Source organism: Candidatus Kaistella beijingensis (assembly GCF_020084865.1).
GTDB lineage: Bacteria > Bacteroidota > Bacteroidia > Flavobacteriales > Weeksellaceae > Kaistella > Kaistella beijingensis.
In genome coordinates this window covers 1,556,823-1,578,478 of the sequence record NZ_CP071953.1, presented here as the reverse complement: position 1 = coordinate 1,578,478, position 21,656 = coordinate 1,556,823, and the positions used below count along the sequence as shown (strand labels likewise).

At 37.4% G+C, this 21,656-nt stretch carries 20 protein-coding genes and 1 pseudogene; 16 read left to right on the top strand and 5 right to left on the bottom strand.

Annotation, left to right across the window (positions count from 1 at the left end):
* Positions 1–180 precede the first annotated feature (180 nt).
* Positions 181–408 (top strand): 30S ribosomal protein THX, encoded by a 228-nt coding sequence (locus J4771_RS13250; RefSeq protein WP_317196329.1) that lies wholly within the window; start codon positions 181–183, stop codon positions 406–408.
* Between the two features lie 31 nt (positions 409–439).
* On the opposite strand, the gene J4771_RS07275 is transcribed toward J4771_RS13250, so the two are convergent.
* From J4771_RS07275 to J4771_RS07265, 4 genes and pseudogenes are all read right to left on the bottom strand, one after another.
* On the bottom strand, positions 440–1,102 hold the full coding sequence (locus tag J4771_RS07275) for a DUF937 domain-containing protein (RefSeq protein WP_224134321.1): 663 nt from the start codon (positions 1,100–1,102) through the stop codon (positions 440–442).
* Positions 1,103–1,190: 88 nt separating this feature from the next.
* Complete coding sequence (locus J4771_RS13185; RefSeq protein ID WP_262900204.1) at positions 1,191–1,847, bottom strand: hypothetical protein; 657 nt, start codon at positions 1,845–1,847, stop codon at positions 1,191–1,193.
* Positions 1,848–1,955: 108 nt separating this feature from the next.
* A pseudogene (locus tag J4771_RS13180) lies at positions 1,956–2,267 on the bottom strand (protein O-mannosyl-transferase family); the annotation flags it as partial.
* A 194-nt stretch (positions 2,268–2,461) separates the two neighbouring features.
* Positions 2,462–2,971: a DUF2480 family protein gene (locus tag J4771_RS07265; RefSeq protein WP_224134320.1), complete on the bottom strand. Its 510-nt coding sequence runs from the start codon at positions 2,969–2,971 to the stop codon at positions 2,462–2,464.
* 83 nt (positions 2,972–3,054) lie between these two features.
* On the opposite strand from J4771_RS07265, the gene lpxB reads away from it, so the two are divergent.
* The 7 genes from lpxB (at position 3,055) to J4771_RS07230 (ending at position 12,782) form a co-directional block, all read left to right on the top strand.
* On the top strand, positions 3,055–4,161 hold the full coding sequence (gene lpxB, locus J4771_RS07260; RefSeq protein WP_224134319.1) for a lipid-A-disaccharide synthase: 1,107 nt from the start codon (positions 3,055–3,057) through the stop codon (positions 4,159–4,161).
* A 14-nt stretch (positions 4,162–4,175) separates the two neighbouring features.
* Positions 4,176–5,984 (top strand): ComEC/Rec2 family competence protein, encoded by a 1,809-nt coding sequence (locus tag J4771_RS07255; RefSeq protein ID WP_317196328.1) that lies wholly within the window; start codon positions 4,176–4,178, stop codon positions 5,982–5,984.
* A gap of 137 nt (positions 5,985–6,121) precedes the next feature.
* Positions 6,122–6,790, top strand: coding sequence for a succinate dehydrogenase cytochrome b subunit (locus tag J4771_RS07250; RefSeq protein ID WP_224134318.1), 669 nt, complete (start codon positions 6,122–6,124; stop codon positions 6,788–6,790).
* Between the two features lie 12 nt (positions 6,791–6,802).
* Positions 6,803–8,815 carry a fumarate reductase/succinate dehydrogenase flavoprotein subunit gene (locus J4771_RS07245; RefSeq protein ID WP_224134317.1) on the top strand — a complete coding sequence of 671 codons (2,013 nt, stop codon included), beginning with the start codon at positions 6,803–6,805 and terminating at the stop codon, positions 8,813–8,815.
* Between the two features lie 21 nt (positions 8,816–8,836).
* A complete protein-coding gene (locus J4771_RS07240) occupies positions 8,837–9,604 on the top strand; it encodes a succinate dehydrogenase/fumarate reductase iron-sulfur subunit (protein WP_224134316.1) in 768 nt (255 codons plus the stop codon).
* A 139-nt stretch (positions 9,605–9,743) separates the two neighbouring features.
* The gene (locus J4771_RS07235; protein ID WP_224134315.1) at positions 9,744–11,267 is read left to right on the top strand and encodes a TlpA family protein disulfide reductase; all 1,524 of its coding nucleotides are present in this window, start codon (positions 9,744–9,746) and stop codon (positions 11,265–11,267) included.
* A 264-nt stretch (positions 11,268–11,531) separates the two neighbouring features.
* Complete coding sequence (locus tag J4771_RS07230; protein ID WP_224134314.1) at positions 11,532–12,782, top strand: dicarboxylate/amino acid:cation symporter; 1,251 nt, start codon at positions 11,532–11,534, stop codon at positions 12,780–12,782.
* 78 nt (positions 12,783–12,860) lie between these two features.
* Here the strand turns inward: J4771_RS07230 and J4771_RS07225 are convergent, their stop codons facing one another.
* Positions 12,861–14,375 carry a glycoside hydrolase family 28 protein gene (locus tag J4771_RS07225; protein ID WP_224134313.1) on the bottom strand — a complete coding sequence of 505 codons (1,515 nt, stop codon included), beginning with the start codon at positions 14,373–14,375 and terminating at the stop codon, positions 12,861–12,863.
* Between the two features lie 381 nt (positions 14,376–14,756).
* Here J4771_RS07225 and kduI point away from each other — a divergent pair, with 381 nt between their 5' ends.
* The 8 genes from kduI (at position 14,757) to J4771_RS07185 (ending at position 21,620) form a co-directional block, all read left to right on the top strand.
* Complete coding sequence (kduI, locus tag J4771_RS07220) at positions 14,757–15,599, top strand: 5-dehydro-4-deoxy-D-glucuronate isomerase (protein WP_224134312.1); 843 nt, start codon at positions 14,757–14,759, stop codon at positions 15,597–15,599.
* Complete coding sequence (locus tag J4771_RS07215; RefSeq protein ID WP_224134311.1) at positions 15,599–16,384, top strand: gluconate 5-dehydrogenase; 786 nt, start codon at positions 15,599–15,601, stop codon at positions 16,382–16,384. Before kduI ends, J4771_RS07215 begins: the two co-directional genes overlap by 1 nt.
* 12 nt (positions 16,385–16,396) lie before the next feature.
* The gene (gene uxaC, locus J4771_RS07210; protein ID WP_224134310.1) at positions 16,397–17,797 is read left to right on the top strand and encodes a glucuronate isomerase; all 1,401 of its coding nucleotides are present in this window, start codon (positions 16,397–16,399) and stop codon (positions 17,795–17,797) included.
* Between the two features lie 12 nt (positions 17,798–17,809).
* On the top strand, positions 17,810–18,136 hold the full coding sequence (locus tag J4771_RS07205) for a cupin domain-containing protein (RefSeq protein ID WP_224134309.1): 327 nt from the start codon (positions 17,810–17,812) through the stop codon (positions 18,134–18,136).
* Positions 18,137–19,141: a sugar kinase gene (locus tag J4771_RS07200; protein WP_224134308.1), complete on the top strand. Its 1,005-nt coding sequence runs from the start codon at positions 18,137–18,139 to the stop codon at positions 19,139–19,141.
* 31 nt (positions 19,142–19,172) lie between these two features.
* Positions 19,173–20,213, top strand: coding sequence for a sugar kinase (locus J4771_RS07195; protein ID WP_224134307.1), 1,041 nt, complete (start codon positions 19,173–19,175; stop codon positions 20,211–20,213).
* 179 nt (positions 20,214–20,392) lie between these two features.
* A complete protein-coding gene (locus tag J4771_RS07190; protein WP_224134306.1) occupies positions 20,393–20,842 on the top strand; it encodes a YhcH/YjgK/YiaL family protein in 450 nt (149 codons plus the stop codon).
* Positions 20,843–20,954: 112 nt separating this feature from the next.
* Positions 20,955–21,620 (top strand): bifunctional 4-hydroxy-2-oxoglutarate aldolase/2-dehydro-3-deoxy-phosphogluconate aldolase, encoded by a 666-nt coding sequence (locus tag J4771_RS07185; RefSeq protein WP_224134305.1) that lies wholly within the window; start codon positions 20,955–20,957, stop codon positions 21,618–21,620.
* The last annotated feature ends 36 nt before the right edge of the window (positions 21,621–21,656 follow it).

Sequence of the window (21,656 nt, the reverse complement as noted above, 5' to 3'; positions counted from 1 at the left end):
CGAAACGAATTCGAGCCCTGAAAAGCCCGACTCCAGTTGTGGGGAAACCTCATGGGTTTCCGAAACCTATGAGGTTTAAGCGTAGGGTAGGACACACCAAAATTTTATGAATTTTTAAGATTTAAAATGTTAGTTTTTTAATTAACTTTGTGAAAATCAATTAACAAAATTCATTTAATTATGGGAAAAGGAGATCAAAAATCCAGAAGAGGAAAAATCACGGCAGGAAGTTATGGTAAGAAAAGACCGAGAAAGTCATCAAAACCTGCACCCGCTGTAGTTGAGAAAGTTGAAAAACCAATGAAGGAGGCAAAACCGAAAGCTGCACCGAAAGCAAAAGCTGAAAAAACTGAAGAGCCAAAAGAAGCAAAACCAAAAGCAACAAAAGCAAAAAAAACCGAAGAATAATCTTCGGTTTTTTTATTGTTATTTGGGGAAATTATCTTCCGCCAAGAATTGAACCTAAAAGTCCTCCAAGTCCACCTTGCTGTTGCTGTTGTTGACCACCGCCAAGAACTTGACCAAGAATGTCGTTCAAAGGATTTCCTGAGGATTGCTGTTGTTGACCGCCGCCAAGAACTTGTCCTAAAATATCGTTCAAAGGATTTGATGGTTGAGCCTGAGCTTGGTTTTGAGCGCCGCCCAAAATTCCGCCCAACAAATCGCCTAAACCGCCACCAGAATTTACATTGTTTGCTTGTTTTTCTTTTCCGATGTAACCCATAATTAATGGAGCCAACATTGCTAAAATAGGTCCAATTTTATCCATTGAGATTCCCGTATTTTGAGAAAGTTGGTTTTCAACAGTAGCTTTTTGTCCGCCGAAAATGTGGTCAAGAATAGAACCTCCTTCTTGTTGTCTTGCTGCGGCTTGTGAAGGGTCATTCAGGATGCTTCCGTCGTGATCTCTGTCAAGTGCGTTATTCAAAGCATTTGCTTCGTCCGGACTTTCTTGCGATTTTTTTCTTAAATAAGAAATTACCAAAGGTGCAGCCACTGCTAAAAGTGCAATTACCTGATTTTTACTGATTCCGAATTTGTTTTCAGCATCGGAAGCGACTTGATTTCCGGCATTTCCTGTGATGAGGTCTATTAAACTCATAGTTTGTTTATTTTAAATTGTTTAAAAACTGAGAATCAAAGTTACCAAAAATTATTCCCCTTGCTACCGTTTAAAATATAAAATATTGTTAAAGTTTTTTGATTTCTTCCAATGTATAACCTTGGGATTTTTTCAATTCAATAAATTCTATTGCGCTTGCGGTCATCCAGTTTATTGGTTCGGGTGCATGCCTTTTTTCAATAGTGAATTCTAAAATGCCGACATTGTTGCTCATCCATGGTAGAAGATAGTAGCTCAACCCGCCTTTATAAGATTTTTTTTCCTGGAAGGAAACACTTTGAGGAATATTTGAAACAAAATAGAATGTTAAACAATAAAAAAGAGGGATGAATAGTGATAAAATAACCAGTCTCCTTATAGAAACAGAGTTTTTAAATCTTTTTAATCCAAGCCCGATTCCAATAGCAAAAATGAGATAGGCAGGGATAAAGAAGACATAATTATCGGAAACCGCGTAAAATGTTGCGAAGCCAAAATTCAAAGTACCTGCAATAAATAAAAGGTAAAATATTTTCTTGTTATACCGGTAAAGTTCACCCACCCCAATAATTCCGAAAAAAGTGAAGATATTAAAATTGTACAGTAAATATAGAATGGAAACGCCCACGTCTTTGGTGTAGGTTTTCAGGTCTTTTTCCAAAGAATCCTGCACCCAGCTAACTCCTTGGTCGGAAGTGAAAGGCGATAATAATGCAAGTCCGCTTATTTGATTTACAACAAACATTAAGGAAAAAAGCAATATGAATAGGAATAACGAGATAAAAATGCTTTTTCGCTGTGTCCTGAAGTAATATAAAAAAAGTAAAAAAGAAGGTATAAAAAAAATGTTCTGAATGTGAGACCATAGGCTCAAACCAAGAAAAAAACCGCTTAAACTTATATAATAAGAAGAATTTTTTTGTTGGAAGCTTAAGACCATAGAATAAAGGAAAAGCGCAATCAAAAAGGTGTTAAATGTATAAACTTCCACAATTTCAGCATTTCGCCAAAACGTAAAACTCAACCCGAAAACAATAGAGGTGGTAATGGACACCCATGGTTTAACAGAAAACAACTGTGTAATCTTATAGAGAATAAAAACGGTGAATGCAGCTGAAACAATGATCAAAAAACGGTGTGACAGTACAGCGTCAAAACCCAACATTTTTTTGATGATGATGGTGGAATTGATGTACAAGAGGTGAGAAGTAGAAGTAAAGGCATTAACAAACTTTTCTGTTTCTGTGGTATAAATGTACCCCACACAATCACCGAAGGGAATCCTGCTAAAACTTCCGATCGCGTACAAAAAAATAAAAATAAAAAATATGGTGTACGGAAAATACTTTGAACTCATATCTAATTCTTAAAAATCGGTACATTCGAACACGCTTCGCCGAACATCAGGGATTTCACGATGGGTTTCAGTTGTTCCACCAATTCGATGTAGGCGTTTTCGGGAATCGATTCATCGGAACAGCCTTTAACCAAAACTCTTTTCTGCATCAAATCCGTATAATCATAAGTTTGGATTGCGTTGTGCATTAACAAAACTTCCAAATCCTCACGATTTCCGTAAACAATTTTTTTGGCGGAGTCTGTTAATTTTGCAGTAATCAGAAAGTAAGCCCAAAGTGGAACAATCACATCAGCAGAATTGTAGATGTAAACATAGGAATCTGCATAATCTTCTGTATTCAAAGAAGCCACTTTTTCTCGGAAGTCCTTTTCCCTTAAAATCAACCCTTCAAAAAGAAAATCCTTCAGGTCAATCCCGATTCTTTTCCCTTTCGGAACTAGTTTGGAAAGGTCGAAATTCACCAAACCGCTTTCTGCCACCTTATTTTTTATTTCGAAATCTTCTGCCATTTTTATTTTATCTTTGAAACAAAATTAAGTTAAATATTTGATTTGTTTTTTTAAAATCTCAAATCTCAAATCTCAAATCTACATTGAAATACTACATCATCGCAGGAGAAGCATCAGGAGATTTGCATGCCTCCAATCTAATGAAGTCGATTCTGAAAAAAGATTCCAACGCAGAGTTTAGATTTTGGGGCGGAGATTTAATGCAGAAAGTTGCCGGAATTTCTCCCGTGAAACATTACAAAGATTTAGCATTCATGGGTTTTTTAGAAGTTGCGAAAAATCTGAATACCATACTTAAAAACATTAAATTCTGTAAAGAAGATATTCAGAAATATAAACCCGATGTTTTGGTTTTGGTAGATTATCCCGGCTTTAATTTAAGGATTGCGGAATTTGCAAAAAGTCTTGGAATCAAAATCGTCTATTACATTTCACCACAGCTTTGGGCCTGGAAAGAAGGCCGCGTCGAGAAAATCAAAAAGTTCGTCGATGAGATGCTCGTAATTCTTCCCTTCGAGAAGGATTTCTATAAAAAACATCAAGTTGAAGCCCATTTCGTGGGACATCCTTTGCTTGATGCGATTTCTGATTTGCCAACATTGGACTTACAAAAATTCAAATCAGAAAATAATCTAAACGAAAAAGAAATTATTGCGCTTCTTCCGGGTTCGAGGGAGCAAGAAGTTGAAAAGATGTTACAAATCATGCTTTCGGTTCGTCCTTATTTCCCGAAACATCAATTTGTAATTGCGGGTGCGCCAAGTTTACCCAAAAGTTTCTACCAAAAATTTGTGGATGAAAATGTACATTTCGTTTCCAATAAAACGTACGATTTATTGAGGAGTTCAAAAGCGGCTTTGGTGACTTCGGGAACGGCAACCTTGGAAACAGCACTTTTAAATATCCCAGAAGTGGTTTGCTACAGAAGTTCCAAAATTTCTTATGAAATTGGAAAACGAGTGGTGAAAAACATCAAATACATTTCGTTAGTCAACTTAATTATGGATGAAGAAATTGTGACGGAACTTATTCAAAATGAACTGAACACCAATAATTTGGTAAAAGAATTAACTAAAATTTTTGAAGGAGAAAACCGCACAAAAATGCTTAAAAACTATGAAGCACTTCGTGAAAAATTAGGCGGAAAAGGAGCAAGTGATCACGCTGCAGAAATTATTGTAAATGGGTGATTTCACGGTAGATTTTGTCAGAGCAATTTGGTAATTTTACCTTAAAACACCAATTGAACAAACAACCTCTACTCATTCTCTGCGTTTCGTTTATTCTAGGAATTTTCTTGCAGGATGAATATTATTTGGCTGAAAAAACAATTTATATTTTTCTGGTTTTCAGTTTTTTAACGCTTTTTTCTTTTTTTATTAAAAACTTCTACTTTCATAAATTTCGGTATACCTCACTGCTTTTGCTTTTCTTTTCATTAGGAATTTTCGCACATTTCCTAAAGATGCAAAAACCAAAAATTCCAGACCTTCAAGGAAAGGAATTCATCTATTTTAAAATTACTAAAAAATTGAATTCCAACGAGAAAAATAAACGTTATGAAGTGGCTGCATGGAGCAACAAAGAGTTTTTTCAAAGCGTTCTTTCCATGCCGAAAGAGGAAAAAGACCTCGATTTTCAGCATTATTACAAAGGTGAAGTGTACATCAATAAAATCCAAAAACCGTACAGCGATTTCCAGTTTGATTATGGGAAATATTTGGCGAGAAGAGATATTTATTTTCAATGCTATCTTCCGAATTCCTATCAAAGTGCAAAAAGAAACGACCTTACCTTAGCTGAAAAAATTCGACAAAAACGCTTGGAAACTTTAAAAAAAATCGATCAATCGGCTTTAAGCAAAAGAACCCGTGAATTCACCAAGGGAATCATCCTCGCCGACCGAACTGAAATGGACAAAGAAACCGTGCAGGATTTTCAGAAATCAGGTTTGATGCACATTTTGGCGATTTCTGGTTCTCACATGGCGGTGATTTTCTGGCTGATTTTGATTCTTTTAAAACCAGTGTTTCCAGTAAAACTTAGAAATATAAAGATTGTTGTCGCGCTGCTTTTAATTTGGACGTTTGCAATTTTCATAGATTATGGAAGTTCGGTTGTTCGGAGTTGTATGATGATTTCGTGTTACTACATTTATGTGTTGCTGCAACGGAAAGCCGATTTGCTACATTCGATGGCGGTGGCAGCGTTTGCGATACTAATTGCAGATACCAACCAACTTTTTGATGTAGGGTTTCAACTGAGTTTTTTAGCGGTTCTGGGAATTTTTTGGTTAAATAAGCCGATTTTAAAATATCTGCCAAAACCTAAAAACAAATTCCAAAATACATTAATCAACATTATTTCTGTGAGCTTTGCGGCACAGATTGCGACGCTTCCATTGGTGATTTATTATTTTCATCAGTGGTCTTTTATTTCGATTTTGGCCAATTTGGTGGTGATTACTTTTGCGGAAATTTTGATAGTTTTTGCTTTGTTGATGACGGTTTTAATCACATTTTCGCTTCAATTTTCCTGGATTAATGTACTGTATGATTTCAGCGTGACTTGGATTTTGAAGCTGATTCACTTTTTCGCTGACATTGATTTCGCGTTTCACAAAATGATTCCAATCACGCTTTTGGAGGTTTTGGCTGCATTCATCATCATTTATTATTTAAGATTTGCCATTCAAAAATTCAATATCAACAATGTTTCGAAAGTGGCTTATTATCTCGCGGTTTTTATTGCTTTAAGGTTTTTTCTGAATTTTAGGGCCAATCAAATTAATGAAGTTTTAGTTCATCAATATTTCAAAGAACAAATTGTTTCAATTAAAAATAAGGATAAAGTCCAATTCCTAATTTCTGAAAAATCAAATTTGGAAAAGATAAAAACTTATCTGATTGAACCCTATCTAACTTCAAGAAGAACAAATAATTTTGAAATAAGAGTTATTCCAAAAGAAACTGAAAAAATAAGGATTAATGGAGTGGAGTATCGTATGAAATAAATTTCAAAAACCTTGCAAACCCGAATCCTCGCACCTCTTATTTAGAAACATTACAAACTGTAAAATTCTGACGAATCTCACTTTTAGTTACCTTAACAATTCTTTAACTTTGTGAAAATTCAAAATAATCAAATTTTATGGCAGGTTTAACGAGTTCTACCATCGGTAGAAAGTATGCAATGGCATTGTCCGCAATGTTTTTGCTGATTTTTCTTGTGATGCACCTTTCGGTTAATATGCTCTCGGTTTTCAGCGAAGATGCGTTCAACAGTGCGTCCTATTTTATGGGTTACAATCCCGCGGTTCAGTTTCTGATGCAGCCTATTTTAGTTTTTGCGGTGTTCTTTCACTTCATCATGGGCTTCGTTTTAGAAATGAAAAACAACAAAGCAAGACCTGTAAAATACGCAGTAAACGGTTCTGCAGCAAATTCAACGTGGATGTCGAGAAATATGATTATTTCCGGAGCCGTGATTTTGGCGTTTCTTGCACTTCACATGTATGATTTCTGGGCACATGAAATGACTTACAAATATGTTCCAGGAGAAGGAGATCCAAATGATATGACAAGATTTTGGGGTGAACTTCACGCAAAATTTGGAGAGATTTGGAGAGTGGTACTTTATGTAATTTCTTTTGTTTTGCTTGGTTTACATTTGGCGCACGGTTTCCAATCGTCGTTCCAGTCCATCGGAGCAAGACATCCAAAATATACACCGGTGATTAAGGCTTTAGGAAATTGGTATTCCATCCTGATTCCTGCAGGTTTTATCTTCATCGCAATTTTTCATTACGTAACTCAATAATTTTCAATTAAAATGGGAGTATTAGATTCAAAAATTCCGGCAGGTCCTTTAGCGGACAAATGGAAAAATCATAAAGACCACATGAACTTGGTTGCACCAAACAACCGCGATAAAATTGATATTATTGTGGTGGGAACCGGACTTGCAGGTGGTTCTGCAGCCGCAACTTTGGCGGAGCAAGGCTATAATGTAAAAGCATTTTGCTACCAGGATTCACCAAGAAGAGCGCACTCTATCGCGGCTCAAGGAGGGATCAACGCAGCAAAAAATTATCAAAACGATGGTGACTCTATCTACAGATTATTTTACGACACGATAAAAGGTGGCGATTACCGCGCAAGAGAAGCAAACGTATATCGTTTAGCAGAAGTTTCCGGAAATATCATCGACCAGTGTGTTGCGCAAGGTGTTCCTTTCGGTAGAGAATACGGCGGACAATTGGATAACCGTTCCTTCGGTGGTGTTCAGGTGAAAAGAACTTTCTACGCAAAAGGTCAAACCGGGCAGCAATTATTGTTGGGAGCATATTCCGCAATGAGCCGACAAATCGGAAAAGGAAAAATAAAAATGTACAACCGTCACGAAATGCTTGAATTGGTAGTTGTTGACGGAAAAGCGAGAGGAATTATCGCAAGAAATTTAGTAACCGGAGAAATCGAAAGACATTCTGCACACGCAGTCGTTATCGCTTCCGGAGGTTACGGAAATGTCTATTTCCTTTCTACCAACGCGATGGGTTCCAACGTTTCAGCCTCTTGGAAAATTCATAAAAAAGGAGCGTATTTCGCAAATCCTTGTTATGTGCAGATTCACCCGACTTGTATTCCGGTTCACGGAACGCAGCAATCGAAATTAACTTTAATGTCGGAATCTTTAAGAAACTCAGGACGAATTTGGGTTCCAAAAAACATTGAAGATGCTGTAGCGATTCGCGAAGGAAGATTAAGACCGGAAAATATTAAAGAAGAAGACCGTGATTATTACTTGGAAAGAAGATATCCGGCTTTCGGAAACTTGGTTCCTCGTGATGTGGCTTCCAGAGCAGCAAAAGAAAGATGTGATGCAGGTTACGGAATTGAAAATAATGATACGAAAGAAGGCGTTTTCCTAGATTTCTCTACGGAAATTATGAAAAAAGGAAAAGAAGCCGCTTTGGAAAAAAATATTCACAACCCGTCTCAACAGCAGATTTACGATTTAGGAAAAGCGTGGGTGGAAGAAAAATACGGAAACCTTTTCGTAATGTACGAAAAAATTACGGCAGACAATCCTTATGTAACGCCGATGAAGATTTATCCTGCAGTTCACTACACAATGGGCGGAGTTTGGGTTGATTATAACTTGCAGTCCACAATTCCAGGATGTTTCGTGATTGGCGAGGCGAATTTCTCCGACCACGGTGCAAACAGATTGGGTGCTTCTGCATTGATGCAAGGTTTAGCAGACGGTTATTTCGTGCTTCCTTACACGATTGCGGATTATCTTTCTGCGGACATCAGAACAGGAGCAATTCCAACAAATACAGCAGATTTTGACGCTGCTGAAAAAGAAGTGAAAGACAAAATCCATTTCTTCCTTAATAATAAAGGAAAACATTCGGTTGATTACTTCCACAAAAAATTGGGCCACATCATGTGGAACAAAGTAGGAATGGGAAGAACTCCGGAAGGTTTGAGTGAAGCGATTTCTGAAATCGAAGAAGTAAGAAAAGAATTTTGGAAAGACGTTAGAGTTCCAGGTTCCAACGACGAAATGAATCCTGAATTGGAAAAAGCATTCCGTGTTGCAGACTTCTTGGAATTGGGTCAACTGATGGCGAAAGATGCTTTAACAAGAGAAGAATCTTGCGGTGGACATTTCCGTTGGGATCACGCAACACCAGAAGGAGAAGCTGAAAGAGATGATGCAAATTTCAAATTTGTTTCGTGTTGGGAATATAATGGAGAAGATATTAATGCTGAAATCCTTCACAAAGAAGATTTGGTTTACGAAAATATCGAAGTGAAAACAAGAAGTTATAAATAATCTCCAAAAACAGTAAAGAAAATGAGTACAAAAAAAGGCTTAAATCTGACTCTGAAAATTTGGAGACAGAAAAACAATAAATCAAAAGGACAGTTTGAAACCTACAAACTTTCTGACGTTTCTACCGATTCATCATTCCTCGAAATGTTGGATATGCTCAACGAGCAACTGGTGAACAACGGAAGCGAACCTGTAGCTTTCGACCACGACTGTCGCGAAGGAATCTGCGGAATGTGTTCCCTTTACATCAACGGTCGTCCTCACGGTCCGGATACTGGAATTACGACTTGTCAGTTACACATGAGAATGTTCAAAGACGGTGAAACCATCACCATTGAACCTTGGAGAAGTGCGGCGTTCCCAATCATTAAAGATTTGGTGGTGGACAGAAGTGCATTCGATAGAGTAATGGCTGCAGGTGGATTTATTTCGGTAAACACTTCCGGAAGAACAACCGATGCCAATAATATTTTAGTTCCAAAACCTGAAGCAGATAAGGCGATGGACGCTGCAGCTTGTATCGGTTGTGGAGCGTGTGTTGCGACTTGTAAAAATGGTTCAGCGATGCTGTTTGTTGGAGCAAAAGTTTCCCAATATGCATTGCTTCCACAAGGTCAGGTTGAGGCGAAAAGAAGAGTTTTATCGATGGTTGCCGCAATGGATGAAGAAGGATTCGGAAACTGTTCCAACACCGGAGCTTGCGAAGTAGAATGTCCGAAAGGAATTTCTTTGGAGGTAATTGCAAGAATGAACCGCGAGTTTATGGGAGCAATGGTGGATAAAGGTTAAAATTTCTTTTTTAATAGTTAAAATCGCTTTCAATGTTTATTGGGAGCGATTTTTCGTTGTTAAATCTTTCACAAATAATCAATAATATTTTCTTTAAAGGATTGAAAAAGTTATTTTTGCGAAAATTTAAATTTAAATAATGAAGACGTATTTTTTAGTATTACTTTTCTCGATTTTAGCAGTTTCATGTTCCAAAAAAGTGGAGGTTAAAGGTAATTTTGCTGGCGGTTCACCTCTTGAAAGAATCGAGTTTATCGAAGCTTCTGGTGTTGCAACGCTTCCGTTAACCAATATTGGGGTAGATTCTAAAGGAAGTTTTACAGGAAGTTTCGAAGCTCCAAAAAATGGAATGTATATCATGACCTACGCGGGAAAACAGGCGATGGTTTATTTGAAAGGCGGCCAAACCCTAAATATTTCAGGTCAGGCACAAAATTTTCCACAACAGTTTACCGTTACTGGTGACGCTAAAAATAATAACGATTTACTGAAAGAATTCCAGAAATTTTTTGAGGGTTATGCAGCTAAAGTAAATGTCGGCGAAATGGTAGCTCAAGATGAAGCAACTTTCCTTAAAACAATTGACAGAATCAAAAACGATATCGAAAAAGGAATTGACGCAGCCGCAAAAAAGACTTCAGCAGACAGTGAGGTCGCAGATTTCAAAAAAGACGAACTGCATGCAAGCCTACTTGGGTTGATGAACCAATACGAAATGAATCATGGTTTGGCTTCGCAAAATCCATCTTTCAAAGTTTCTAAAAATTTCAGGGATGTTGAGAAAAAATTGGAAGGAGATACTGATAAAATGCTCAGAAGTCAGCCCATTTTCAGAAATTATCTCTTAGGCAAATTAAGCCAGGATTTCCAGACATTTGCTACCGATAATAATAAGGATGGTAAAGCATTAACCTCTGAACTTTTTGCAAAATTTATCAACACCAAAAAGGATCTGTCTCAACTCGCGAAAGATTATCTTTTAGGATTCGTGCTTTCAAGCACTGATATTCAACAGGGAATGCCTGCTGAAAATATTGCGAAACTTGATAAAGTAATCAAGGATAATGTTAAAGATGCTGAAATCAAAAAAGATTTGGAAAAAGTTTTATTTGTGATTTCAGGACCTAAAGTTGGCGAAGCAGCTCCTGCCTCAAAATTAATCAAGCAGGACGGAAGTTCCGATAAACTTTTCGACGGTAAAGGAAAACCTACTTTGGTGATGTTTTACGCTTCCTGGAACCCCTATATTTCTGAAGCCACGGTGCCTGTGTTAAAAGAAGTTGTTAATTTCTACAAATCGAAAATGAATTTCACTTTTGTGAATGTAGATGATACCAAAGAACAGTTCGTAAAAACGAGTAACGCCATGCTGAAAGGAATTCCGGGCACAAACCTTTATGGTGAGGGCGGATTGAATTCACAAGTCGCCAAAGATTTCGGTATTTATGGTTTCAAATTGCCTTCATTTATCGTTCTTGATAAAGACGGTAAAATTGCAAGCCGTTTCTTCTACAATCTGGGTGATCCAGAAATAGTGACCGTTCTTGATAAAGTAACAGGGTTAAAAGCACCAATGGTTCAGCCAGAAGCTCATCTGCAGAATGATTTGCTCGCACCGCAAAATCAAGCACCTCAAGAACAAAAAGCACCGGCTACAAAATAATTTTTAAGATAAATGATGTGGTTCCTGACAGATTTCTGTCAGGAATTTTTTTATATTTACGAAAATTAAAAAATGAACTCAAAATTACTCATCCCCAAAAATGTGTTTTTCCAATTGTATTCTTCGTTTTCATCCTTTGCCTGATGAATCGGGACAGGATTTTGTGGTTGAACTGATTTACTAACATTTTTCTTGACTCAGTAACCTACTTTTCCAAACGCAAAAAACTATATTTAAAGCTATCTGAAAAAAATATAAACTCCTATGAAAGGCCAAAACAAACTCTTCATCGCCATTGTGGTTGCATTAATTTTAGGTGTAATTCTCGGCGGAATCGTTCACACACAATATCCTGAAAGTTCAGAATCTTTCTCAAAAAACATCAAACTTCTCGGAACCATTTTCATCAGGCTCGTTCAGATGATTATCGCTCCTTTGGTTTTCACCACGTTAGTTGTGGGAATCGCCAAGATGAGCGACATGAAAATGATTGGAAGAGTGGGAACGAAAGCGATGCTTTGGTTTATTTCCGCATCTTTAGTTTCTTTGATGATTGGTTTGGTTTTGGTGAATTGGTTGGAACCGGGACACGTTACCAAACTTCCGATTCACGATGCCGCTTCTGCCGACGAACTTTTGAAAACTAGCAAAGGTTTTTCCATGGAAGATTTTGTAAAACATATTTTCCCGAAGAGCGTCTTTGAAGCATTTGCTACGAATGAAGTTTTGCAGATTGTGGTTTTCTCCATCATGTTTGGAATTGCTTTGGCAAATATGGGCGAAGAATATACAAAACCTTTAATCAAAGCTTTTGAAATTTGCGCTCATGCAATTCTAAAAATGGTAGGTTACATCATGTGGTTTGCACCTTTTGGAGTTTTGGGTGCAATTGCTGCGGTCGTCGCAACCAACGGATTTGAGATTTTCAAAGTTTATGCGATTTATCTCCGTGATTTCTTTTTTGCATTGGGAATTTTGTGGTTGGTTTTATGTATTGTTGGATATTTAATTTTAGGAAACCGACTTTTCGAATTATTAAGAAGAATTAAAGAACCTTTACTCATCGCATTTTCCACTACAAGTTCCGAAGCAGTTTTCCCAAAATTAGTGGAAGAACTCGAAAGATTTGGCTGCAACAACAGAATCGTATCCTTTATTTTGCCTTTAGGATATTCCTTCAATCTCGACGGTAGTATGATGTACATGACTTTCGCTTCCATTTTCATCGCACAGATTTACGGAATTGAAATGTCCATCGGACAGCAAATCACCATGCTTTTGGTGCTTATGTTGACTTCCAAAGGAATTGCAGGAGTTCCACGTGCAAGTTTGGTGATCATTGTCGCAACCTGTACCATGTTCGGAATTCCCCCGGAAGGAATTGCGCTAATCTTGCCAATCGACCATTTCTGTGATATGGGAAGAAGTATGACGAATGTTCTTGGAAATGCTTTAGCAACTTCTGCCGTTTCAAAATGGGAAGGACAGTTGGATAGTCACGGCGGAGATTTGTAAGTTGATTAAATTACTGAAATAAAAATCCGTTGCGAGAAATTTAGCAACGGATTTTTTTATCGCTATTTCATCAATAAATTATCTCACCACCTTTCCATCTAACAAAACATTTGTCGCATTTTTCAATTTGAAAGGATTTCCTTCGCACAAAATTTTCGTATTCTTCATAAAAACATGCTCCACATTCTCCGCCACAAAACCATTGTTTGCTTTAATCATCACATTTTCAAAATACAAATCATGAATAGGAGAATTTTCTAATCCATTAAGGTTTACCGCAGTTTCAGCCCCTTCGCACGTAATATTTTTGAAATAAAAATTAAAATATTCAGGAATTTTTTCGCCTTTTACATTGTTGTCGGGAGTTTTTCCAACTTGCCTGTTTTCATAAACAGAGGACATATTAATGGCTTCTTCAACGATGTTTTTCATTACAATATTCTCAATATAAATATTCGAAACGTTTCCGCCGATTCCTTCATTGCTTTTCACGCGAACTCCAATATCTGTTCCGATAAAGTTGCAGTCTGTTACAAAAATATTGTTCATTCCACCGTCTGTATTTGAACCAATTGAAAATCCGCCATGTGCGTTGAAAACGGTGTTTTTTGCAATAATGATGTTTTCAAGTTGGGTGGAAGTATCGTCTTTTTTGCTCGAACTTTTCATGCAAATTCCATCGTCGCCAACATCGACTGTGCAATTGTAAACGAGAACGTTTTTAGAACCACTGATGTCGATTCCGTCTGTGTTTTGTCCCCATTTTGGATTGAGAACTTTCAGATTGTTTAGAATAACTCCATCCGATTGAGAAACATAAACCGTCAGTTTCGGCGAATTCTGAATCGTAATTCCGTGAATCTGTAGGTTTTTACAGTTGATGAGGTTCATTAAATAAGGACGCAGAAAATCTCTCGCAGGTAGAAAATCTTTTTCGGTCAAATCTGTTTTCTTTTTTAGACTGTTTAAAATATTGTCGCCATTCATCGCGTCAGAACTTGGCCACCAAACTTTTTTGTCGTCGCTTAAAACACCTGTTCTGATGAGGTTTTCCCAAAAATCTGCGGTCACTTTTCCTTTTTTTACAGGTCTCCAACTGTCGCCACCTCCGTCGATAGTTCCTTCCCCCGTAATGATAACATTCGCCACGTTTCTTGCGTAAATCGGCGACATCACAAAATATTCGGTTCCTTTTGAATTTTTTGCAAGCATCGGAAATTTGGTGCGGTCTTTCGTAAACTGCATTACTGCTCCTTTTTCTAAATGAATGGTAATATTGCTTTTCAGTTCAATGGGACTTAAAAGCCAATTTCCCGCAGGAACTTTAATAATGGTATTTCCATCCTTTGAACTTTGGTCGATTGCTTTTTGAAATGCTTCCGTAGTCAAAGTTTTGGCATCAGGAATTGCACCGAAATCCTTTACAGAGATTATTTTTTTGCCTGAATTTATATTCGCATTTGTAGGAAGTTTAACTTTAAATGGTGCTTTATCCACATAAGATTGCCAATCTGTAGTTTGTGAATTAATCGATTGCAGGCAAAATGAAAAGCAGAGAGTGATTATGATTTTTTTAGAAATAATGTAATTCATAAGAACTTGTTTTTAAACTGAATGATAATTTAAAACACTTGAATAAAGAAGTTTATAATCTATGGCAAAAGTAGATTTTTTTTAAAAACGCAATATAAAAATCTTTATAAATTTCAAATTAAATTTAAGTTGAATTTGAATAAATTACACAAAATTGCACAATCAATTTAAATTTAAGACGAAATTATTTTTAATGAAAGAATGTTTTTGAATAAAACGGATACCATATTTCAAGAATGCAACTTTTTTGTAACTGCATGAAAGTATTGATAATCAATTAATAAATATTTTAAAATCAAAACTTTCCATTTTTATCTCAATTTTTTTCTTGCAATTTGAAAATATTATATATCTTTGTGTAATCGATTACAAATCTTTATTATGAAGACGAATTACAGTTTCAGGTACGCGGCGAATCCCGCTGATGTGAAATCTTATGACACGGAAAAATTAAGAAACGAGTTCTTAATTGAAAATCTTTTTACGGAGAATGAAATCAACCTGGTTTATTCGATGTACGACCGATTCATTGTCGGTGGTGCAATGCCTGTAAATGAAAGACTCAATTTGGAAACCATTGATTATTTAAAATCAGAAAATTTCCTCGATAGAAGAGAACTCGGAATTGTAAACGTGGGCGGAAAAGGTGAAGTTTACGTAGATGGAGAAGTTTTTGAGCTCGACAAAAAAGAAGCGCTTTACGTTGGAAAAGGAAAGAAGGAGATCCTTTTCGTAAGTAAAGATGCTGAAAATCCTGCTTTATTTTATCTGAATTCTGCACCTGCTCACGAAGCATATCCAACCAAAAAAATTGGCAAAGAAGAAGCGGTGGTCATCAATTTAGGAGACCAAGAGAACTGCAACAAAAGGGTTCTCAACAAACTGATCGTAAACGAATTGGTTCAAACCAACCAACTTCAAATGGGTTTGACCGAACTTTTACCGGGAAATATTTGGAACACGATGCCTGCACACACGCACTCTAGAAGAATGGAAGCATATTTCTATTTCGATTTGACGGAAGGACAGACGATTTCACATTTTATGGGACAAACGCACGAAACGCGACATATTTTTATGCAAAATAATCAGGCGGTTCTTTCTCCCGAATGGTCGATTCACAGTGGAGCGGGAACTTCCAACTATTCTTTTATTTGGGGAATGGCAGGAGAAAATCTTGATTATGGCGATATGGATATTTGTCCACCAAATGAATTAAAATAATGGATTTATTCAGTTTAAAAAATAAAAACGCACTCATTACCGGCGGAACTCACGGTCTTGGGATGGCGATGGCGGAAGCACTTGCAAAGGCAGGCGCAAAACTCATCATCACCGGAACCACGCCTTCAAAAATGGAAGAAGCACTTTCGTATTATCACTCAAAAGGTTATGATTCGAAAGGTTATCTTTTCGATGTGACCAATGAAAATGACGCGGCAAAATATGTGGAACTCATCACCAAAGAAGTAGGAGATATCCATATTTTGGTGAATAATGCAGGAATTATCAAACGAGAATTAGCGATTTCGATGCCTGTTTCCGATTTCCGAAAAGTGATTGATGTGGATTTGGTAGGACCTTTTATTATGTCTCAATTGGTTGCAAAACAGATGATTGAACGAAAAGAAGGAAAAATTATCAACATCTGTTCGATGATGAGCGAATTGGGAAGAAACAGTGTTTCCGCCTATGCCGCCGCAAAAGGTGGTTTGAAAATGCTTACCCAAAATTTGGCGACAGAATGGGCAAAATTCAATATTCAAGTCAATGGAATTGGACCAGGATATTTCGCAACTTCACAAACCGAACCCATTCGTGTGGACGGAAATCCTTTCAATGAATTCATCATCAGCAGAACTCCTGCAGGAAGATGGGGAAATCCCGAAGATTTGGGTGGTGCCGCAGTTTTCCTTGCATCAAAAGCGAGCGATTTCGTGAACGGACAAGTGATTTATGTGGATGGCGGAATTCTCGCGACCATCGGAAAACCTTCAAACGAAGAATAATATAATTTAAGAATGGCAAGTCAATTTATACACGACAATTTTCTTTTAGAGAACAAATTTGCAGAAGAGTTATACCACAACTATTCTAAAAATCAGCCGATTATCGATTATCACAATCACCTTTCACCTTCGTTGATTGCTGAAAATCACATTTTCGAAAACCTGACCGATGTTTGGATTAAAGGCGACCATTACAAATGGCGTGCAATGCGGACTTTAGGCATCAATGAAAATTTCATCACAGGAAACGCTTCCGATAAAGACAAGTTTCTTCAGTGGGGAAAAACCGTTCCTTACACGTTGAGAAACCCGCTCTATCATTGGACGCATCTTGAATTGGCAAGGTATTTTGATATTGATGAACTGCTTAATGAAAAAACCGCAGAGAAAATCTACGACGAAGCATCCGCAAAAATTAATTCCGCTGAATACAGCACGCAAAATCTTTTGAAAAAAGTGAATGCAGAATTGGTTTGCACCACGGAAGATCCAACCGATAATTTGGAATACCACAAAAAGTTGGCGTCGAGTGATTTCCATATTAAAGTGAGCACCGCATTCCGTCCCGACAAAGTGATTTTGATTGAAAACGAATCTTACAACGATTATCTGAACACTTTGGCAAATGTTGCGGAAACTGAAATCAATACGTATCAGGATTTACAGGATGTTTTGACGAAAAGACTTCAGTTCTTTCACCATAATGGTTGCCGACTGTCTGACCACGGTTTGGATCAAATTTATTTTGAGAATTTTACCGAAAACGAAATCGCACAAATCTTTAAGAAAAGAAGAAGCGGACAACCTGTTTCCAAAGAAGAAGCACTGAAATTCCAAAGTGCAGTCTTGATTTTATTGGCAGAATCTTACCACAAATTAGGTTGGGTTCAGCAATTCCACTTGGGAGCGTTGCGAAATAACAATACGAGAATGCACCGAATTTTAGGTCCCGACACAGGTTGGGATTCTATCGGCGATTTTTCTCAAGCGGAGAAACTTTCCAAATTTTTAAATAGACTTGATGCCAACGATAAATTGACGAAAACCATTATCTACAACTTAAATCCTGCAGATAACGAAGTTTTTGCCACGATGATTGGAAATTTTAACGACGGAAGTGTAAAAGGAAAAGTGCAATTTGGTTCCGGATGGTGGTTTCTTGACCAAAAAGACGGAATGACGAAACAGTTGAACGCCCTTTCAAATATGGGATTATTGAGTTGTTTCATCGGAATGTTGACGGATTCTAGAAGTTTCCTTTCGTTCCCAAGACACGAATATTTCAGACGGCTTTTGTGTAATATTTTGGGTGATGAAATGCAGCGTGGCGAAATTCCACAAGACATGGATTTGGTGGGGAAAATGGTTTCCGACATCAGTTATTTCAACGCGAAGGAATATTTTAATTTTTAAAAATATTTAAAGATGTTTCTTGAACAAAACCAAATGCAATGGGAAAAAATCGACGAAAATCTTGAAAGAGCGATTGTTGGTTTTGATGATTCATTGATGCAAACCATCGTGAAATTCAAAGAAGGTGGAATTGGTTATTTGCACCATCACATTCATTCTCAAGCGGCATATATTGCCAAAGGAAAATTTGAAGTGCAGATTGAAAACGAGAAAAAGATTTTAAAAAGCGGAGATGTATTCTTCATCAACTCTCAATTAATGCACGGTGTAGTTTGTTTGGAAGAAGGAGTTTTGGTAGAATGTTTCAGCCCAAAAAGAGAAGATTTTTTAGAAAAATAAATGAGTAAAGTCGTAACATTTGGAGAGATTTTACTTCGGTTATCGCCACCAAGTCATTTAAGGTTATCGCAAACAGCATCTTTCGACTTGTATTATGGTTGCGCCGAAGCCAATGTTGCTGCCTCACTCGCAAAATTTGGAATTCCCGTGAAATTCATCACCGCAGTTCCGAATAATGATTTGGGAGAATCTTCATTAAGTATGTTGCGTGCTTTCGGAGTTGAACCGCTTGCTTTTGTTCAGGGAAAAAGATTGGGAATCTATTATTTCGAACACGGCGCTTCCGAAAGACCGGGAAAAGTTGTTTACGACAGGGAAGATTCCTCATTCTCAACCCTAAAAAAGGGAATGATTGATTGGGAAAATATTTTTGCGAATGCCACTTGGTTTCATTGGTCGGGAATTACGCCATCGCTTTCTTTGGAACTTGCAGAAATTTGCGAACAAGGTTTGAAAGTCGCTTCAGAAAAAGGATTGACGATTTCTGTAGATTTGAATTACAGACCAACGCTTTGGAACTACGGCAAAAGAGCCAACGAAATAATGCCGAATTTGGTTCAGTATTGTGACCTTTTATTAGGAGGAACTGCAGAATCAGAAAGTGTTTTAGGAATTAAAACCGAGGAAAATGATACGGCGGAAATGATTTTTTCAAAATGGATGCAAACTTTTCCTAAAATTAAAAATATTGTTTCCACCAAAAGACTGAATGCAAATGCTTCCTCGAACAGTGTAAGCGCAGTTTTTTACAATGGAACGGAGTTTTTGAAATCGAAACAATATCACGTTTCGCACATTATCGACAGGATTGGAGCAGGCGACGCATTTATGGCAGGAATTATTTATGGTTTGATGGAGTGGCCTGAAAATCACCAAAATGCATTGGAATTTGCGGCTGCGGCGACTTGTTTGAAACATTCCATTTCAGGCGACATCAATTTAGCAAAAGTCGAAGAAATCAACGCTTTGGTTAATGGAATTGGAGGCGGAAGAGTGGCGAGATAAAATTTAAAACATTAAAAAATATAGTAAACAAATGAGCAGAGTAGTAACTTTTGGAGAAATTATGTTGAGACTTGCACCAAGCGGTTTTTTAAGATTTTCACAGGCAGATAATTTTGATGTGGTTTACGGTGGCGGCGAATCCAACGTGGCCGTTTCCTTGGCGAATTACGGAATTCCCGTAGATTTTGTAACGCGTTTGCCGAAAAACGACATCGGTCAGTGCGCAATGATGGAGATGAGAAAAAGAGGAGTTGGCGTTGACAAAATTGTTTGGGGCGGCGACAGATTGGGAATTTATTTCCTTGAAACGGGCGCTGTTTCCCGCGGAAGTAAGGTAGTTTACGACAGAGCGCATTCTGCAATGGCAGAAATACAACCGGGAATGGTGAATTGGGAAGAAGTTTTCCAAGGAGCGGAATGGTTCCATTGGACAGGAATTACCCCTGCAATTTCTCAAAGTTCCGCAGATGTTTGTCTGGAAGCGGTAAAAGCAGCCAGCAAATTAGGTTTAAAAATCTCTACAGATTTAAATTACCGCGCAAAATTGTGGAAATACGGCGGTGACAGAGAAAAAATTATGACGGAATTGACTTCTTATTGCGACGTGATTTTAGGAAACGAAGAAGATGCGGAAATGCATTTCGGAATCAAACCTGAAGGTTTGGACGTTACCAAACACGGACACGATGTGAAAGCAGAGGCATTCCTTTCCGTTTGTCAGCAAATGATGAAAAAATTCCCTCGTGCGAAAAAAGTAATCACCACTTTGAGAGGTTCTATTTCCGCTTCGCACAACACTTGGGCCGGAGTTTTATGGGATGGCGAAAAAATGTTCGAAACCCGTCAATACCAAATAACCGATATCGTAGATAGAGTTGGAGGTGGCGACAGTTTTATGGGCGGATTGATTTACGGACTTTTAACTTGGGGTGATGACGACCAAAAAGCCCTTGATTTCGCAGTGGCAGCATCTTGCTTGAAACACACGATTAAAGGTGATGCAAACCTGGTTACTGTTGATGAAGTAATGAAATTAATGGGAGGCGACGCTTCAGGAAGAGTGGCGAGATAAAGTTTCACACATATTGCGAAGATTTTCGCGGATTGAAAAATAATAATCTGCGTCATCTGCGAAATCAGCGAGAGAGAATTTTGCGGTCTTTGCAATTCATCTTTGATGAATCTTTGTGAACTTAAAAGCAAAAAATTTTAAAAAAAATCTTTGCGCACTGTGCGTTAAAAACAACAAAAATGATTATTGATTCTTTAGAAAACGCCTATCAATACTATTGTTTGCATCCTCTTTTCAAAAATGCATTCAAGTTTTTGGAAGGAAAAAATCTTGAAAATTTTCAGGACGGAAGTTTCGAATTGGAAGACGGACTCAAAATGATTGTGAGCAATAAATTCGGGAAAACAAGAGAAGAAAGTCTGCAGAAATTCGAGTGTCACAATAGAAATATCGACATTCAGATCTGTGTAAAAGGAAACGAACGAATTGAGTGGAAATCCCGTAAAGACTGCAAAAATTTCAACGGAAATTTTAACGAGGAAAAAGATGTTCAGTTTTTCAGTGACGAACCCGACACCTATTTCAAGCTGAAAGACGGTCAGTTTGCGATCTTTTTTCCCGAAGATGTTCACGCACCGATGATTGGTGATGGCGAAATTAAAAAATTAGTTTTTAAAGTTAAAATATAGCACACAAGAAAAAAGAAGAAAGAATAAAGATAAAAGACAAAAGAAACATTTTTTAACGAATCTTTGGATGTCTTTATTCTTTGTCCTTTTCTCTAAAAAAAATCTAAAAAATATGAGCAATATTCAAAAAGTTTCCGACGCAATTGTAAAGCAGGGAATTCTTCCATTATACTTCAACGCCGATGAAAATGTAACCATTGAAATTCTTCGTTCTATTTACAAAGCGGGAATTCGTGCGGTAGAATACACCAACCGTGGTGAAGCGGCTTTAAGAAACTTCAAAAAAATGGTTGAAGTTCGTAATGTGGAAATGTCCGACTTACTTTTAGGAATCGGAACCATCAAAAATATGGCTGCAGCAAAAGATTTCGTTGATGCAGGTGCAGATTTCTTCATCTCTCCGGGATTCGTTCCCGAAGTTGCGGATTTTCTTATCAAACAGGATAAATTTTACAGTCCGGGTTGTATGACTCCGACTGAAATTATTGCTGCTGAAAATGCAGGAGTAAATTTCATCAAATTATTTCCAGGAAATATGCTCGGTCCTGATTTCTTAAGTGGAATCAAAGACATTTTCCCAAATCTACTTTTTATGCCGACAGGAGGAGTTGACACGACTCGCGAAAACATCGAAGGTTGGTTTAAAGCAGGCGTTTCCGCAGTAGGAATGGGAAGCAAACTCATCAGCAAAAAACTGATGAGCGAACAAAATTATGCTGTAATCGAATCTGAAACGAAAAAGGTTTTGGAAACGGTACATTCAGTAAAAAAATCGTAAAAATAGTTTAGGAATTTATTCGTGTTTTAAAGGCTT